Here is a 15489-nt window from a genome sequence, read left to right on the forward strand (position 1 = left end):
AGTCAGAACTTACGCTCGGCTGTATCACAGCACCTGCTTGGGCACCGACAGCAGTTCCTTCCTGATGCGGTTCAGGCTGGGGCGGTTGTCGGTGCCGAAGGCGATGGGGCGGCACAGATGCATGGCGGTCAGCCCGACCCGCGCGGTCAGCAGGCCGTTGATCACCCCCTGCCCCATCCGGGTGGAGATCGCGGCGGCGAGCGAACCGCCCAGCGCCTCCACCGCCACGTGATGGGCGCTTTCGGTCACCCCGGCGACGGCGATGTTGGCGAGCATCCGGCGCAGCAGCCGCAGCGAGCCGACATAGCCGGGCCGGGCGCCGTAGAGCGATGCGATCTCCCGCACCAGCTTCAGGTTCCGCCACAGCACCACCGCGAAATCCAGCAGCGCCGCCGGGCTCAGCGCGGTGGCGACGGCGGTGTCGCGCGAGGCGAGCAGCACCCGCTGATAGGCGGCGCGGTCGAGCGGGGCCAGAACCTCGCGGTCCAGCAGCCGCACCACCTCATGCTCGTCATGGGCGTCGGTGACATGGTCGCGCACGCGGGCCAGCGCCGGAGCCAGTTCCCGCCGGTCGGCATAGAGCGCCACCAGCGACCCGGCGAAGCGGTCGGCCCGCCCGCCAGGCGCCTCCACCTCCAGCCGGCCCACTTCGAGATGGGCGGCTTCGGCCCGCAGCTCCTCGATCCGGCGCAGGCGGCGCAGGGACAGCAGTTCGTTCACCAGCATCGCCACGGCGGCGATGCCCGCCGTCGCGGCCAGCAGCGCCACCAGCAAACCCAGCACCAGGCTGGTGGCGAAGGCGCGGTTCAGCAGGTCGGCGGTGTCGAACCCCAGCGCCACCACCACCAGCGCCGCCAGCGCCCCGATCAGCCAGCGCCCGAGCCGGCGCGTCGTCCGCACCGGGGCCGCCGGGGCAGGCAGCAGCTCCGCCGGGTCGCCCGATCCGGTCAGCAGAGCCGTCTCCTCCGCCTCCGGGACCGGAGCGGCGCGGTCGATCTCCAGCTCCATCGGTGGAACCCAGCCCTTCCGGGCCTTGCCGGTGTCGGTGTCGCGCTCCGTCACAGCAGGTAATCCCCCAGCAGGAATTGCAGGGCCTGATCTACGCGGATATGCGGCAGCCCGCGCGGGTCGCGCCCGAGATCGTCGGGCGGACGGAAGGCCAGGAAATTGTAGGGGCGGTCGCGGCCCGGCGGAAAGGCATCCGCATCCTCCGGGATCTCGCCGGGAAACAGCACGGTCGGGCGGTCGCGCCCAACCGGCACGCCGCGCACGCAACGCAGCTGCCGGCCCTCATGCTCGGTCACCACGCTGTCGGTGCATTTCAGCGCGGCGATGGCCATCGTCTCGACCTGGGCGCCCTCGAAGCGGATGGCGTTGCGGGCGTCGCCGACCAGCTGGTCGAGCAGCGCGCGCAGCTGGGCATGCTGGTGGGCGGCGATGTGGTCGGCCTTGGTCGCGGCGAACAGCACGCGGTCGATCTTGGTGCCCAGCAGCCAGTCGAGCCAGCCGGAGGAACCGTGGCGGAAGGGCTCCAGGCTCAGCTCCAGCGCCCGCTTCATGTCGGCCATCCCGGCGGGGCCGGCATTCAGCGCGCCCAGCACGTCGATCAGCACGATCTGGCGGTCCAGCCGGGCGAAATGCTCGGAGAAGAAACGGCGGACGACGTTGGTCTTGTAGGCCTCGTAGCGCTCCTCCATCAGTGCCCACAGGCTGCCGCGGCTCCGCGACCCGCCGGGCTGGGGCGCCGGCAGCGGGCAGAAGGTCAGCAGCGGGGCGTCCTTCATGTCGCCCGGCTCGACGAAGCGGCCGGGCTGGATCAGGCTGAGCAGCGTGTCCGCCCGCCGGCAGGCGTGGAGATAGTCGGTGTAGAGCGCCGCGCCGCGCCGCGCCGTCTCCTCCTCCGCCGATGCCATCGGATCGATGGTGGCGAGCCAGCCGCGCCAGGAGGCCGACAACTCGTCGCGCGGCGGCCGGGCGGCGAGTTCCAGGGTGAGCGTGCTCCACTCCGCGAAGCTCTGGCGCAGCAGCGGCAGGTCGAGCAGCCATTCGCCGGGGTAATCGACGAGGTCGAGGTTGAGCGTCGCCACCGGCTGCACCGCCCGCTTCAGCGCCGATTCCGGGCGGTAGCGCAGGGCGACGCGCATCTGGCCGATGCCGCGCGTCGGCTCCGGCCAATGGGGATCGGGGCCGGTCAGCGCGGCCAGATGGCCTTCGAAATCGAAGCGCGGCACGTCGGGATCGGGCTGGGGCCGCAGCCGCGCCGCCTGGAAGCGGCCCGACGACATGACGTCGAGGAAGGGAAGCCGACCGGCCTTCAGCAGGTTGTCAACCAGCGCGGTGACGAAGACGGTCTTGCCCGCCCGCCGCAACCCGGTGACGCCGACGCGCACCGTCGATTCCAGGAGAAGCCGGCTGCCGGCATCGTACAGGCTGTTCAGGTCGGGAATTCGCACGGGCGGTCGTTCACGTCTGGCCGATGACCGGCCCTATATGGGGTGGCCCGGCCGGGAAGCGAAGGGGCCATCGCCCCGGATACGAAAGGGCCGCACCCCCTGCCGGAAGCGCGGCCCTTCGTTGCCGAAGTGTCCCTCACGCACAACCACGAGCGCGGGCCACCTTCGATGCGGTGGGACGGCCGATGGCGTCGCTGATGAACGCCCCCGCCGCGATCAGCCTGTCCAGATCGACCCCGGTCTCGATGCCGAGACCGTTCAGCATGTACAGCACATCCTCGCTCGCCACGTTGCCGCTGGCCCCCTTGGCATAGGGGCAGCCGCCGAGCCCGGCGACCGAACTGTCGACCACCGCCACCCCCATCTGCAGGGCCGCCAGGATGTTGGCGAGAGCCTGCCCGTAGGTGTCGTGGAAATGGACGGCGATCCTGTCGACCGGCACCCGCTCCGCCACCGCGGCGATCATCAGCTGCGCCTTGGAGGGCGTGCCGGTGCCGATGGTGTCGCCCAGCGAGATCTCGTAGCAGCCCATGGCGAACAGCCGTTCCGCCACGTCCGCCACGGCCTGCGGCGCGATCTCCCCCTCATAAGGGCAGCCGAGCACGCAGGAGACATATCCCCGCACCGGTACGCCCGCCGCCTTGGCCTGCTCCACCACGGGGGCGAAGCGGTCCAGGCTTTCGGCGATCGAGCAGTTGATGTTCTTCCGGCTGAAGCTTTCCGAGGCGGCGCCGAACACCGCCACCTCGTCGGCCTTGGCCGCCAGCGCGCCCTCCAGCCCCTTCAGGTTGGGGGTGAGGGCGGCATAGCGCACGCCGGGCTTGCGGGCGATGCCGGCCAGCACCTCGGCGCTGTCGCCCATCTGCGGCACCCATTTGGGCGAGACGAAGCTTGCCGCCTCCACCACGGTGAGGCCGGCGTCGGACAGGCGGTCGACCAGTTCCACCTTCACCGCGGTCGGCACCATGGACTTTTCGTTCTGGAGGCCGTCGCGCGGGCCGACCTCCACCATGCGAACGAATTTCGGCAGCAGCATCGTCAACCCTCCGCGATGTCGAGAACCAGAAGGTCAACACCTTCGGACACCTGATCGCCCGCCGCGAAATTCACCGCGCTGACCGTGCCGGCCGCCGGGGCCTTGATGGTGTGCTCCATCTTCATGGCCTCCAGCAGCATCAGCGGCGCGCCGGCCTCCACGCTCTGGCCGGCTTCGACCAGAACGCGGACCACGGTGCCCGGCATCGGCGCGCTCAGGCGGCCGGACCCGCCCTCCTGCTCCGCCGCGCGGGCGCTGGGGTCGTCCAGCGTCAGGCGCGACACCGCGCCGTCGATCAGGACGGTGATGTCCAGCCCCTGCTGAACCACGGTGGCGCGGGTGCGCATGCCGTCCAGCGTCGCGGTCAGCAGGCCGTCGGCGAGGCTGACGCCCGTGACCGGCATCGGCTTGCCGCCATCCACCGCGACTTCATAACCGTCGCCGCGGAAATGCAGCGTCACCTCACGCACCGTGTCGCCATCCATCAGGCGCAGGTCGTAATGGTTCTCCTCGTTCAGCCGCCAGCCATTGGCGAGCAGCCAGGGCGAGTAGCGGTCCGACCGGGCGCGCAGCGCGGCCTGGGCCTCCTCCCGGCGCTTCAGCAGCACCGACAGGGAGGCGGCGGCCAGCGCCTTGTCCGACACCGGGGCCGGCGGCGGCAGCAGGTCGGCGCGGTGGCGCTCGATGAAGCCGGTGTCGATCTCCACCGCCCTGAAGGCCGGATGGCCGGCGATGGCGCCGAGGAAGCCGACATTGGTGGTGACGCCGACCACCTCGTATTCGGCCAGCGCCACGCGCAGGCGGCGCAGCGCGCTGTCGCGGTCCTCGTCCCAGACGATCAGCTTGGCGATCATCGGGTCGTAATACATCGTCACCGAATCGCCTTCGCGCACACCGGTATCGACGCGGACATGGTCGTTCTCGGCCGGCGGACGCAGCCGCACCAGCTTGCCGATGGCGGGCAGGAAGTCGCGCTGCGGATCCTCGGCATAGAGCCGCGCCTCGAAGGCGTGGCCCTTGCGGGTCAGCTGGTCCTGGCGCAGCGGCAGCTCCGCCCCCGCGGCCACCCGCAGCTGCCATTCGACCAGATCGAGGCCGGTGATCTTCTCGGTCACCGGATGCTCGACCTGCAGGCGGGTGTTCATCTCGATGAAGTAGAAGCCGCCATCCTCATAGAGGAACTCGACGGTGCCGGCGCCGACATAGTTGACCGCCTTGGCGGCGGCGACCGCGGCCTCGCCCATGCGGCGGCGGATGTCGTCGGGCAGGTTGGGGGCCGGCGCCTCCTCGATCACCTTCTGGTGGCGGCGCTGGATCGAGCAGTCGCGCTCGAACAGATAGACGCCGTTGCCGTGGGTGTCGCAGAAGACCTGGATTTCGACATGGCGCGGTCGGCCGAGATACTTCTCCAGCAGCAGGCTGTCGTCGCCGAAGGCCGCCTTGGCCTCGCGCTGGGCGCCGGCCACCGCGTCGGCCAGCTCGGACGCCGAGCGCACCACCCGCATGCCCTTGCCGCCGCCGCCGGCCGACGCCTTGACCAGCACCGGATAGCCGATGCGCTCGGCCTCCGCCGACAGGGTGGCGAAGTCCTGGTCGGTGCCGTGATAGCCCGGCACCAGCGGCACGTCGGCATTCGCCATCAGCCGCTTGGATTCCGCCTTGGAACCCATGACGCGGATCGCCTCGATCGGCGGGCCGATGAAGACGACGCCCGCTTCGGCGCAGGCGGCGGCGAAGCCGGCATTCTCCGACAGGAAGCCGTAGCCGGGATGGACGGCCTGGGCGCCCGTGCGCCTGGCAACGTCGAGGATGACGTCGCCGCGCAGATAGCTTTCGCCGACCGGAGCCGGGCCGATGCAGACGGCCTCGTCGGCCATCTGGACATGCATGGCGTGCGCGTCGGCCTCGGAATGGACGGCGACGGTCTTGATGCCCATGCGGCGGGCGGTGCGGATGACCCGGCAGGCGATTTCGCCGCGATTGGCGATCAGGATCTTATCGAACATGGCCATTTGGGACATTGGTTCAGCTCCGCCAGGACGGGGTGCGTTTTTCGAGGAAGGCGCCGACGCCCTCCTTGCCTTCGGCGCTGGCGCGCTGGCGGGCGATGCGCTCCGCCGTGTCGCGCATGACGTCCTCCGTCAGCGGCCGGCGGGCGACGGAGCGGATCAGCTCCTTGGCGGCGGTGACCGCCGTGGGGGCGCTGTCCATCAGGTTCCTCACCGTCTTCGCCACCGCCTCCTCCAGCCCGTCGGCGCCGGTCAGCTCGTGCAGCAGGCCGATGCGGTGGGCCTCCGCCGCGCTGAAGCGCTCGCCGGTCAGGAAGTAGCGGCGGCAGGCGCGCTCGCCGATGGCGGCGATGACATAGGGGCTGATGGCGGCGGGGATGATGCCCAGCCGCACCTCCGACAAAGCGAAGGTCGCCGTCTCGACGCCGATGGCGATGTCGCAGGCCGAAACCAGCCCGACGCCGCCGCCGAAGGCCGGTCCCTGCACCACGGCGACCGTCGGCTTCGGGCATTCGTCCAGCGTGCGCAGCATGGTGGCGAGGCCCATGGCGTCGGCCAGATTCTCCTCGTGGGAGTAGCCGGCCATCTTCTTCATCCAGGACAGGTCCGCCCCGGCCGAGAAGCTCCTGCCCACCCCGCGCAGCAGGACGACGCGCACCGCCGGATCCTCGCCCACCCGGCGGAAGGCGGCGGTGAGGTCGGCGATGACCTGCTCGTTGAAGGCGTTGTGGACGTCGCCGCGGTTCATGGTGACGGTGGCGACGCCGGTATCGGCGATGTCGATCAGAATGTCGCTCATGGTCGCCCCCTCACATCCGGAAGACGCCGAAGGGCGTCTTCGGCACCGGGGCGTTCAGCGACGCCGACAGGCCCAGCCCCAGCACCATGCGGGTGTCGGCCGGGTCGATGATGCCGTCGTCCCACAGCCGGGCGCTGGCGTAATAGGCGTGGCTCTCGCGCTCGAACTGGGCGCGGATCGGCGCCTTCAACGCCTCGTCGTCCTCGGCCGACCACGGCTTGCCCTGGGCTTCCATGGCGTCGCGCTTGACCTGGGCCAGCACGCCCGCCGCTTGCTCGCCGCCCATGACCGAGATGCGGGCGTTCGGCCACATCCAGAGGAAGCGCGGGCTGTAGGCACGGCCGCACATGCCGTAATTGCCGGCGCCATAGCTGCCGCCGATGATGACGGTGAATTTCGGCACCTTGGCGCAGGCGACCGCGGTGACCAGCTTGGCGCCGTCCTTGGCGATGCCGCCGGCCTCGTATTTCCGCCCGACCATGAAGCCGGTGATGTTCTGCAGGAACACCAGCGGGATGCGGCGCTGGCAGCACAGTTCGACGAAATGGGCGCCCTTCAGGGCGGATTCGCTGAACAGGATGCCGTTGTTGGCGATGATGCCGACGGGATAGCCGAAGATGTGGGCGAAGCCCGTCACCAGCGTCGTGCCGTAGAGCGGCTTGAACTCGTCGAAGCGCGAGCCGTCGACCACCCGCGCGATCACCTCGCGCACGTCGAAGGGCTTGCGGGCGTCGCTGGGGATGACGCCGTAGAGTTCACGCGGATCGAAGGCGGGTTCCTCCGGCTCGCGCAGGTCGAGGTCGATGTGCTTGGCGCGGTTCAGGTTCGACACCACCCGGCGCGCCATCGCCAGGGCGTGGGCGTCGTTCATCGCGTAATGGTCGGTGACGCCCGAGGTGCGGGAATGCACGTCGGCGCCGCCCAGATCCTCGGCCGACACCACCTCGCCGGTCGCCGCCTTCACCAGAGGCGGGCCGCCCAGGAAGATGGTGCCCTGGTTGCGGACGATGATCGCCTCGTCCGACATCGCCGGGACATAGGCGCCGCCGGCGGTGCAGCTTCCCATCACCACGGCGATCTGCGGGATGCCCTCGGCCGACATGTTGGCCTGGTTGTAGAAGATGCGGCCGAAATGGTCGCGGTCGGGGAAGACCTCGTCCTGGTTCGGCAGGTTGGCGCCGCCGCTGTCGACCAGATAGATGCAGGGCAGGTTGTTCTGCTGGGCGATCTCCTGCGCGCGCAGGTGCTTCTTGACCGTCAGCGGGTAATAGGTGCCGCCCTTCACCGTCGCGTCGTTGGCGACGATCATGCACTCCTGCCCGGCGACGCTGCCGATGCCGGCGATGATGCCGGCGGACGGAATGTCCTCGGCATAGACGCCGTCGGCGGCCAGCTGCGACAGCTCAAGGAACGGCGAACCGACGTCGAGCAGCTGGCGGATGCGCTCGCGCGGCAGCAGCTTGCCGCGGGCGAGGTGCTTTTCGCGCGCCTTCGCCCCGCCGCCCTGCTGGATGGCGGCGACCTTCCGGCGCAAATCGTCGACCAGCGCCTGCATGGCGTCGGCGTTGGCCTGGAACTCGGCGGAGCGCGCGTTGAGGGCGCTCTTCAGGACGGTCATGCCGTCTTCCTCCCGGTTTGGCGGTCTTGATTGCTGAATCGGTTACTGAACGAGGGCGCGGCTGATGACCAGACGCTGGATGTCGCTGGTGCCCTCGTAGATCTGGCAGACCCGGACGTCGCGATAGATGCGCTCGACCGGGAAATCGGCGAGATAGCCGTAGCCGCCATGGATCTGGATTGCGTCGGAGCAGACCTTCTCCGCGATTTCCGAAGCGAACAGCTTGGCCATCGCCGCCTCCTTCATGCAGGGCGCCCCGGCGTCGCGGAGGCTCGCCGCATGCAGCACCATCTGGCGCGCCGCCTCTACGCGCGTCGCCATGTCGGCGAGGCGGAAGGCGATGGCCTGATGCTGGATGATCGGCACGCCCATGCTCTGGCGTTCCTGGGCATAGCGGATGGCGTGGTCCAGTGCCGAGCGCGCCATGCCGACCGACTGCGAGGCGATGCCGATACGCCCGCCCTCCAGGTTGGCCAGCGCCACCCGGTAGCCGGCGCCCTCATCGCCCAGCATCAGTTCGGCCGGAACCCGGCATTCCTCGAAGACGATCTGGCAGGTGTCGGAGCAGTGCTGGCCCAGCTTCTCCTCGGTCCGCGCCACCTGATAGCCGGGGGTATCCGTCGGCACGATGAAGGCGCTGAGCCCCTTCTTGCCGGCGGCCGGATCGGTCACGGCGAAAACGATGGCGACATCGGCCTGCGAGCCGGAGGTGATGAACTGCTTGGTGCCGTTCAGCACCCAATGGTCGCCGTCGCGCCGGGCGCGGGTCTTGATCGCCGAGGCGTCGGACCCGGCCTGCGGTTCGGTCAGGCAGAAGGCGCCGAGCATCGCGCCGCGCGCCATCGGCTTCAGGAAGCGGTCCTTCTGGGCCTCATTGCCGAATTTCAGGATCGGCATGCAGCCGACCGAGTTGTGGACGCTCATGATGGTGGAAACCGCACCGTCGCCGGCGGCGATCTCCTCGATGGCGAGCGCATAGGCGACATGGTCGGTGGCGGCGCCGCCATACTCCTCCGGCACCAGCATGCCCATCAGGCCGAGTTCGCCCATCTCGGCCAGTTCGGCCTTGGGGAAGGCGCCGCTGCGGTCGCGCTCGGCGGCAGTCGGGGCGAGCCGGTCCTGCGCGAAGGCGCGGGCCATGTCGCGGACCATGGTCTGTTCTTCGGTCAGGTGCATGCTGGTCCTCCCTGGTCGTTATTGCCCTCTCCCCGCGGGGAGAGGGGGAATGCGGGCGGGACTGCCTTACACCCGCTCCACCGCGATCGCCGTCGCCTCGCCGCCACCGATGCACAGGCTGGCCACGCCGCGCTTGAGGTCGTACTTCTCCAGCGCCGCCAGCAGCGTCACGATGATGCGCGCGCCCGACGCCCCGATCGGATGGCCGAGCGCGCAGGCGCCGCCATGCACGTTCACCTTGTCGTGCGGCAGATCCAGATCGCGCATCGCCGCCATGGTGACGACGGCGAAGGCCTCGTTGATCTCGAACAGATCGACGTCGCGGGCCGACCAGCCCACCTTCTCGAACAGCTTCTGCATCGCGCCCACCGGCGCGGTGGTGAACAGCGCCGGCTGCTGGGCGTGGTTGGAATGCCCCTTGATTTCGGCGATCACGCGCAGGCCGCGCTTGTCGGCCTCGCTGCGGGTGGTGACGATCAGCGCCGCGCCGCCGTCGGAGATCGACGAGGCGTTCGCCGCCGTCACCGTGCCGTCCTTGGCGAAGGCCGGCTTCAGCGTCGGGATCTTCTTCGGATCGCCCTTGCCCGGCTGCTCGTCGTTCTCCACCAGCGTGTCGCCCTTGCGGCCCTTGACCAGCACCGGCGCGATCTCCGCCTTGAAGGAGCCGTCCTCCACCGCCTTGCGGGCGCGGTTCAGGCTCTCGATGGCGTAGTTGTCCTGCGCCTCGCGGGTGAAGCCGTAGCTGCCGGCGCATTCCTCGGCGAAGGTGCCCATCAGGCGGCCCTTCTCGTAGGCGTCCTCCAGCCCGTCGAAGAACATGTGGTCCAGCACCTTGCCGTGGCCCATGCGGTATCCGGCGCGGGCGCGGTCCAGCAGGTAGGGGGCGTTCGACATGCTTTCCATGCCGCCGGCCACCACCACCCTGGCCGAGCCGGCCTTGATGACGTCATGGGCGAACATCACCGCCCGCATGCCCGATCCGCAGACCTTGGAGATGGTGGTGCACCCCACCCCCTTCGGCAGCCCGGCGCCCAACGCCGCCTGGCGCGCCGGGGCCTGGCCCAGACCGGCCGACAGCACGTTGCCCATGAACACCTCGTCCACCGCGTCGGCGGGCAGGCCGGAGCGCTCCAGCGCCGCCTGGATGGCGACGGCGCCCAGCTGCGGGCCGCTCAGGCCCATGAGGTCGCCCTGGAAGCCGCCCATCGGCGTGCGGACGGCGGCGGCGATGACGATGCTGTCGGTCATGGTGGTCGGTCCCTTTCCCTCTGTGCCTTGTTGCCGATCCGCTTTACGCGGTTTCCTTGAACAGTTCGCGCCCGATCAGCATACGGCGGATCTCGCTGGTGCCGGCGCCGATCTCGTAGAGCTTGGCGTCGCGCAGCAGGCGGCCGGTCGGGTATTCGTTGATGTAGCCGTTGCCACCCAGGGTTTGAATGGCCTCCAGCGCCATCCAGGTCGCCTTTTCGGCGGAGAACAGGATGGCGGCGGCGGCGTCCTTGCGGGTGGTCTCGCCGCGGTCGCAGGCCTTGGCGACGGCGTACACATAGGCCTTGGCGGCGTTCATGATGGTGTACATGTCGGCGATCTTGCCCTGCATCAGCTGGAACTCGCCGATGGGCTGGCCGAACTGCTTGCGGTCGTGGACATAGGGGATCACCACGTCCATGCAGGCCTGCATGATGCCGAGCGGCCCGCCGGACAGCACCGCGCGCTCGTAATCCAGGCCGGACATCAGCACGTTCACGCCGCGCCCGACGCCGCCCAGGATGTTCTCCTCCGGCACCTCGCAATCCTCGAACACCAGCTCGCCGGTGTTGGAGCCGCGCATGCCCAGCTTGTCCAGCTTCTGCGCCACCGAGAAGCCCTTGAAGCCCTTCTCCACCAGGAAGGCGGTGATGCCGCGCGGGCCGGCGTTGAGGTCGGTCTTGGCGTAGATCACCAGCGTGTCGGCGTCGGGGCCGTTGGTGATCCACATCTTGGTGCCGTTCAGGACGTAGCGGTCGCCCTTCTTCTCCGCCCGCAGCTTCATCGACACCACGTCGGACCCGGCATTCGGCTCCGACATCGCCAGCGCGCCGATATGCTCGCCGGAGATCAGCTTGGGCAGGTAGCGGCGCTTCTGCTCCTCGGTGCCGTTCTTGCGGATCTGGTTGACGCAGAGGTTGGAATGCGCGCCGTAGCTGAGGCCCACCGAGGCCGAGGCGCGGGACACCTCCTCCATCGCCACCACATGCTCCAGATAGCCCATGCCGGCGCCGCCGTATTCCTCTTCCACCGTCACGCCGAGGATGCCGAGGTCGCCCATCTTGCGCCACAACTCGTTCGGGAACTCGTTGGTCCGGTCGATCTCGGCGGCGCGGGGGGCGATCTCGTTTGCGGCGAAGCTGCGCACCGAATCGCGCAGCATGTCGGCCGACTCGCCGAGGTCGAAGTTCAGGCTGGGATACTGGTTGGACAGCATGGCGTATCGCTCCCCTGGGAAATCATCCGTTCTTTGACCATACGTTACCGTATGGCAAAGCGTCAGGCAAGGGGCAAGCTGACGCCGGGAAAACCCTTACGTCATCAAGGGATTAAGGTCGTTCCGCCATCGGCTCCGCCCTTGCGTATACGGTTCCGCATCGTGGAAGCGTTCTGAAAAAGGCAGGAATTTCAACGCTGCCATGCGCGCCGTCCAGCTGGGTGCGGCATGGTCGCGCTTTCATATTGCTGCAGTGCAGGGCTAGTTTCTGGATACTGTATACCTGAGGACTTCGCGAAGGAGCCTTGTGACGATGATCCGCGTACCGCGCCCGAACATGGACGGCTTCACCATCGCCCTGGTGGCGACCGTCGGGCTGGCGACAGTGCTGCCGGTGCAGGGCCAGTTCGCCCAGGGGGTGCATTGGCTGGCGGAGGCGGCCATCGCGTTGCTGTTCTTCCTGCACGGCGCCCGGCTGCCGCGGGAAGAGGTGGTGGCGGGCATGGCGCATTGGCGGCTGCACCTGCTGATCTTCGGCCTGACCTTCGCCGCCTTCCCGCTGATCGGCTGGGCCGTGACGGCGACGCTGCCGCACAGCCTGCTGCCGCCGGCCCTGGCGGTCGGGGTGCAGTTCCTCTGCCTGCTGCCGTCCACCGTCCAGTCCTCCATCGCCTTCACCTCGATGGCGCGGGGCAACGTCGCGGCGGCGGTGTGCAGTTCCACCCTGTCCAACATCTCGGGCATCCTGATGACGCCGCTGCTGGTGGCGCTGTTCCTGAACGTGCAGGGAGGCGCGCTGTCGCTGGACACGCTGCAGACCATCGCGGCGCAGCTTCTGCTGCCCTTCGTCGCCGGACAGCTGCTGCGGCGCTGGGTCGGCGCCTGGGCGGCGCGGCACAAGGCGATGCTGAAATTCACCGACCGCGGATCGATCCTGCTGGTGGTCTACATCGCCTTCAGCGAAGCGGTGGTGAACGGCCTGTGGACTCAGGTGCCGCCGGCGGCGCTGGGCATGGTGGTGCTGATCGACTGCGCGATCCTGGCGCTTTTCCTGGTCGGCACGACTCTGCTCAGCCGCCGCCTGGGCTTCTCCCGCGCGGACGAGGCGGTGATCGTCTTCTGCGGCTCGAAGAAGTCGCTGGTCAGCGGCGTGCCGATGGCCGGCGTGCTGTTCGCCCCGGCGACCGCCGGCCTGGTCCTGCTGCCGGTGATGGTGTTCCACCAGATCCAGCTGATGGTCGGCGCCGTCCTGGCCCGCCGCTACGCCGACGAAGAAGAGGCCCGCGACGCCCTTCCGGCGGCGTCCTGAGAAAGCCCCCCTTGGAATCCCCTCTCCCGCGCAGGATGAGGGGGGAGCAAGCCCCCTACTCTCCATCCCCCGCGAACTCGCCCGTCGCCGCCATGATGGCGGCGCGGAGCCGGTCGGCCTTGGCGGGGCCGGCGACCATTTCCAGCAGGCGCAGGGCGTAGAACAGGGTGATCTCCGCCGTTTCCGCGCCGTCCGGATCGCCGGCGGTCTTGGGATACTGCGCCAGCAAGGCCTGAGCCCGTTCCAGCAGCCCCTTTTCCATCGACGCCACGGCGTCCTTCAGCGGCTGGTGCAGGCCGAGCGCGTCGGCCAGCCCTTCGCACCGGCGCAAGGCGCGGGCGTGGTCCTCCGCCGCGGTCTGCGCGTCGTCGTCCACGGCAACCGGCCGGCCATTGGCGGCGGGGGCCGGCACGGCGGTCAGGATGCCCTGGGGCGCCGTGTCGAGAACGCTGCCGGTCACCATGGTCCGCACCGCCACCTTCACCGCGTCCAGCCGCTCGCGATAGACCGGCTCGGCCAGGAAATCCATGACGGCGGAGGTGGTGTGGACGCCGGCAACCAGCCGTTCGGCGATGGCGATGGCCTCCTCCGGGGCGAGGGCGGCGATGGCGGCGGCCCCGCCCGGCCCGGCGCCATCGCTCTTGCCCTTGCCGGTGCCTTTGCCGTCCAGCCGGGCGGTCCGCTCCTCCAGGTTGGTGACGACCAGCCCGCTCAGCTGGGCGAAGATCACCGGCTGCTCGCGCCGCGCCTTGCCGAGGTCGATGTCGTTCAGCACGGCCAGCAGGTCGGCCGGGTTCGCCATGCGGGAGGCGGCGGCCAGCAGCAGATAATAGACCAGCGTCGGCGATTGGCGCGCCGCCGCCTGGGCCGCCTGCTCGATGGCCCCGACATGGCGGTCGTTCAGCGCCGGCAGCGGCTTGGGCGCCAGCGCGTCCTTCAGCGTCTCCACCGTCAGGCCGATGTCGAGGAAGGCGGCGACGTCCAGAACCTGCCGCCGCAGTTCCTCGTCGCCGTGCAGCAGCAGCCGGACCACTGGGCGCGATCCGTCCTGCTCCACCGCCCCGCGAATGGCCTCGGCGGCCATCGGCCACAGCCGGCGGCCGATGTTGCGCAGCGCATTGAGGTTGCCGGGCGCGGTTTCCTGCACCTGACGGTCGAGCTGGTCGATCAGGGCGGTGTCGCCGCATTCCGTCACCAGCCGCCAGACCGGCTCGATCACCCGCCGTTCGATGCGGCCCAGCGGCACGTCGACCCCGCTGAAGCTCTCCAGCACATCCTCGAACGGCATGCACAGGACGCGCTTCATCGTCGGGCGGCGGTCGGGCCGCACCTGGACCAGCCGCGGGCGGATGGCGGCGAAGGTCTGGCGCACGTCGGGATGGTCGCGCACCCGCTCCAGCAGGCGGACGACCTCGATGAACTTGGTCTCGGGGATGTCGAACAGCCGGCTTTCCAGCCCCGGCAGGCGGTCGGCCTTGCCCTGCCCGGATCCGTCGGACTTCTCCGTCATGGCGAGCGCGCTTTCACCGCCTCGATCCGGCGGATGGCCTCGATGTCCATCCGGCCCGTGCGCCAGTCCTCCAGCATGCGGACGGAGCGGCGCTGGGCCTGCCTCACCTGCTTGGAATCCTCCACGAAGTCGCGGCTGGACTCCTTCTTCGGCAGCAGGGGCAGGATGCGGAACAGGTCGTTGACGGTCGCCGCCTGCTGGTGGTGGTCCTCGGTCTGCGCCACCTCCCAGGCCGCGGTGATGTGGCTCCAGCCGTCGAGCAGCCACGCCATCCGCACCGCCTGGGCGCGCACGCGGACGATCTCGCTGTCCCAGTCGCGCATCAGCGGTCCGATCGCCTCGAGGCGGCGGTGGAAGTCGCCCAGAACCTTGTCGCCGATGGCGATGGTGTGCTGCGCCACCTCCGCACAGAAGGCGGCGACCGGGGCGGCCTCGCTCGGCACCTCGCGCGCCCAGTCGGTCAGGCTGTCGCGGAAGCTCTTCAAATCCATCAGCCCGCGCGTCAGCCGGCCGGGCTTGGGCGAGCGCGCCAGCCCGACCGGGGCGGCGACCGCGGCGACGTCGGCCAGCCGGGAATAGAGCAGCGTCGCGTCCATCCGCAGGCTTTCCGCCGCGCGGGTCATCAGTTGACGGGTCAGCCGCTGGCCTTCGTCGGTGTCGATGCCGGCCCTCAGCATCTCCGGCGATTCCAGCCCGACCGCCTTCAGGATCGCCAGGATCAGCAGGTAATGGGTGAGGGTGCTCTGCTCCTCATCCTCCTCCAGCGCGAGGCGGGCGGCCTGCGCCGCCTTCGGCCCGGCCAACCCGCGCCGCGCCGCCTTCAGCGTCGCCCGGCGGATCTCATGAGGGGAACAGGCGTCCTCCTTCACGATCAGGTCATGGAGATAGCGGTCGTGCATGGTCATCGACACCATGTCGGGCACCGATTTCCAGGCGACCACATAGATGCCCATGCCCTGCGACAGGCTGGGAATCAGCACCTCCAGCTTGGACCGTTCGCCGCGGCGCACGCGGGTCTGGGACAGAAGCGGCGTGGTGAAGGCCACCGCGGCCCCCCGTTCCTCGAAGGTCGACGGCGCGTATTCGATCGCACCCTTCAACATGATTGCCGTTCC

The 15489-nt window shown here is 69.5% G+C and carries 12 protein-coding genes; 1 reads left to right on the plus strand and 11 read right to left on the minus strand.

From position 1 onward, the window contains the following. Positions 1-24: 24 nt before the first annotated feature. The 9 genes from DM194_RS14495 to DM194_RS14535 all read right to left on the minus strand — a co-directional run bounded on the left by DM194_RS14495 (position 25) and on the right by DM194_RS14535 (position 11555). Positions 25-1062 carry a TIGR01620 family protein gene (locus tag DM194_RS14495; RefSeq protein WP_111068284.1) on the minus strand — a complete coding sequence of 346 codons (1038 nt, stop codon included), beginning with the start codon at positions 1060-1062 and terminating at the stop codon, positions 25-27. Continuing rightward, on the minus strand, positions 1059-2453 hold the full coding sequence (locus DM194_RS14500; RefSeq protein WP_111068285.1) for a YcjX family GTP-binding protein: 1395 nt from the start codon (positions 2451-2453) through the stop codon (positions 1059-1061). The genes DM194_RS14495 and DM194_RS14500 overlap by 4 nt, the downstream gene beginning before the upstream one ends. Positions 2454-2589: 136 nt before the next feature. After that, a complete protein-coding gene (locus DM194_RS14505; RefSeq protein WP_111068286.1) occupies positions 2590-3489 on the minus strand; it encodes a hydroxymethylglutaryl-CoA lyase in 900 nt (299 codons plus the stop codon). A 2-nt stretch (positions 3490-3491) separates the two neighbouring features. Next, positions 3492-5495 (minus strand): acetyl/propionyl/methylcrotonyl-CoA carboxylase subunit alpha, encoded by a 2004-nt coding sequence (locus tag DM194_RS14510; protein WP_111068685.1) that lies wholly within the window; start codon positions 5493-5495, stop codon positions 3492-3494. A 19-nt stretch (positions 5496-5514) separates the two neighbouring features. Next, positions 5515-6297 (minus strand): enoyl-CoA hydratase/isomerase family protein, encoded by a 783-nt coding sequence (locus tag DM194_RS14515; RefSeq protein WP_111068287.1) that lies wholly within the window; start codon positions 6295-6297, stop codon positions 5515-5517. 10 nt (positions 6298-6307) lie between these two features. Beyond that, positions 6308-7915 (minus strand): carboxyl transferase domain-containing protein, encoded by a 1608-nt coding sequence (locus tag DM194_RS14520; RefSeq protein WP_111068288.1) that lies wholly within the window; start codon positions 7913-7915, stop codon positions 6308-6310. 42 nt (positions 7916-7957) lie between these two features. Further along, positions 7958-9091 (minus strand): acyl-CoA dehydrogenase, encoded by a 1134-nt coding sequence (locus DM194_RS14525; protein WP_111068289.1) that lies wholly within the window; start codon positions 9089-9091, stop codon positions 7958-7960. A gap of 66 nt (positions 9092-9157) precedes the next feature. Beyond that, positions 9158-10339: an acetyl-CoA C-acyltransferase gene (locus DM194_RS14530; RefSeq protein ID WP_111068290.1), complete on the minus strand. Its 1182-nt coding sequence runs from the start codon at positions 10337-10339 to the stop codon at positions 9158-9160. Between the two features lie 43 nt (positions 10340-10382). Continuing rightward, positions 10383-11555 (minus strand): isovaleryl-CoA dehydrogenase, encoded by a 1173-nt coding sequence (locus DM194_RS14535; protein ID WP_111068291.1) that lies wholly within the window; start codon positions 11553-11555, stop codon positions 10383-10385. A gap of 316 nt (positions 11556-11871) precedes the next feature. On the opposite strand from DM194_RS14535, the gene DM194_RS14540 reads away from it, so the two are divergent. Next, entirely contained in the window at positions 11872-12864 is a 993-nt protein-coding gene (locus tag DM194_RS14540) for a bile acid:sodium symporter family protein (RefSeq protein WP_425457296.1), read from the plus strand. Between the two features lie 55 nt (positions 12865-12919). Here the strand turns inward: DM194_RS14540 and DM194_RS14545 are convergent, their stop codons facing one another. Beyond that, positions 12920-14374 carry a hypothetical protein gene (locus DM194_RS14545; protein WP_111068293.1) on the minus strand — a complete coding sequence of 485 codons (1455 nt, stop codon included), beginning with the start codon at positions 14372-14374 and terminating at the stop codon, positions 12920-12922. After that, positions 14371-15477 (minus strand): hypothetical protein, encoded by a 1107-nt coding sequence (locus tag DM194_RS14550; protein ID WP_111068294.1) that lies wholly within the window; start codon positions 15475-15477, stop codon positions 14371-14373. Before DM194_RS14550 ends, DM194_RS14545 begins: the two co-directional genes overlap by 4 nt. Between the last annotated feature and the right edge of the window lie 12 nt (positions 15478-15489).

Source organism: Azospirillum ramasamyi, assembly GCF_003233655.1.
Lineage (GTDB): Bacteria > Pseudomonadota > Alphaproteobacteria > Azospirillales > Azospirillaceae > Azospirillum > Azospirillum ramasamyi.

Excerpts from the sequence above, each read along its gene's own strand:
- DM194_RS14505 (WP_111068286.1), bottom strand. The coding sequence starts at position 3,489 with ATGCTGCTGCCGAAATTCGTTCGCATGGTGGAGGTCGGCCCGCGCGAC.
- DM194_RS14510 (WP_111068685.1), bottom strand. The coding sequence starts at position 5,495 with ATGTTCGATAAGATCCTGATCGCCAATCGCGGCGAAATCGCCTGCCGG.
- DM194_RS14515 (WP_111068287.1), bottom strand. The coding sequence starts at position 6,297 with ATGAGCGACATTCTGATCGACATCGCCGATACCGGCGTCGCCACCGTC.
- DM194_RS14520 (WP_111068288.1), bottom strand. The coding sequence starts at position 7,915 with ATGACCGTCCTGAAGAGCGCCCTCAACGCGCGCTCCGCCGAGTTCCAG.
- DM194_RS14525 (WP_111068289.1), bottom strand. The coding sequence starts at position 9,091 with ATGCACCTGACCGAAGAACAGACCATGGTCCGCGACATGGCCCGCGCC.
- DM194_RS14530 (WP_111068290.1), bottom strand. The coding sequence starts at position 10,339 with ATGACCGACAGCATCGTCATCGCCGCCGCCGTCCGCACGCCGATGGGC.
- DM194_RS14535 (WP_111068291.1), bottom strand. The coding sequence starts at position 11,555 with ATGCTGTCCAACCAGTATCCCAGCCTGAACTTCGACCTCGGCGAGTCG.
- DM194_RS14545 (WP_111068293.1), bottom strand. The coding sequence starts at position 14,374 with ATGACGGAGAAGTCCGACGGATCCGGGCAGGGCAAGGCCGACCGCCTG.
- DM194_RS14550 (WP_111068294.1), bottom strand. The coding sequence starts at position 15,477 with ATGTTGAAGGGTGCGATCGAATACGCGCCGTCGACCTTCGAGGAACGG.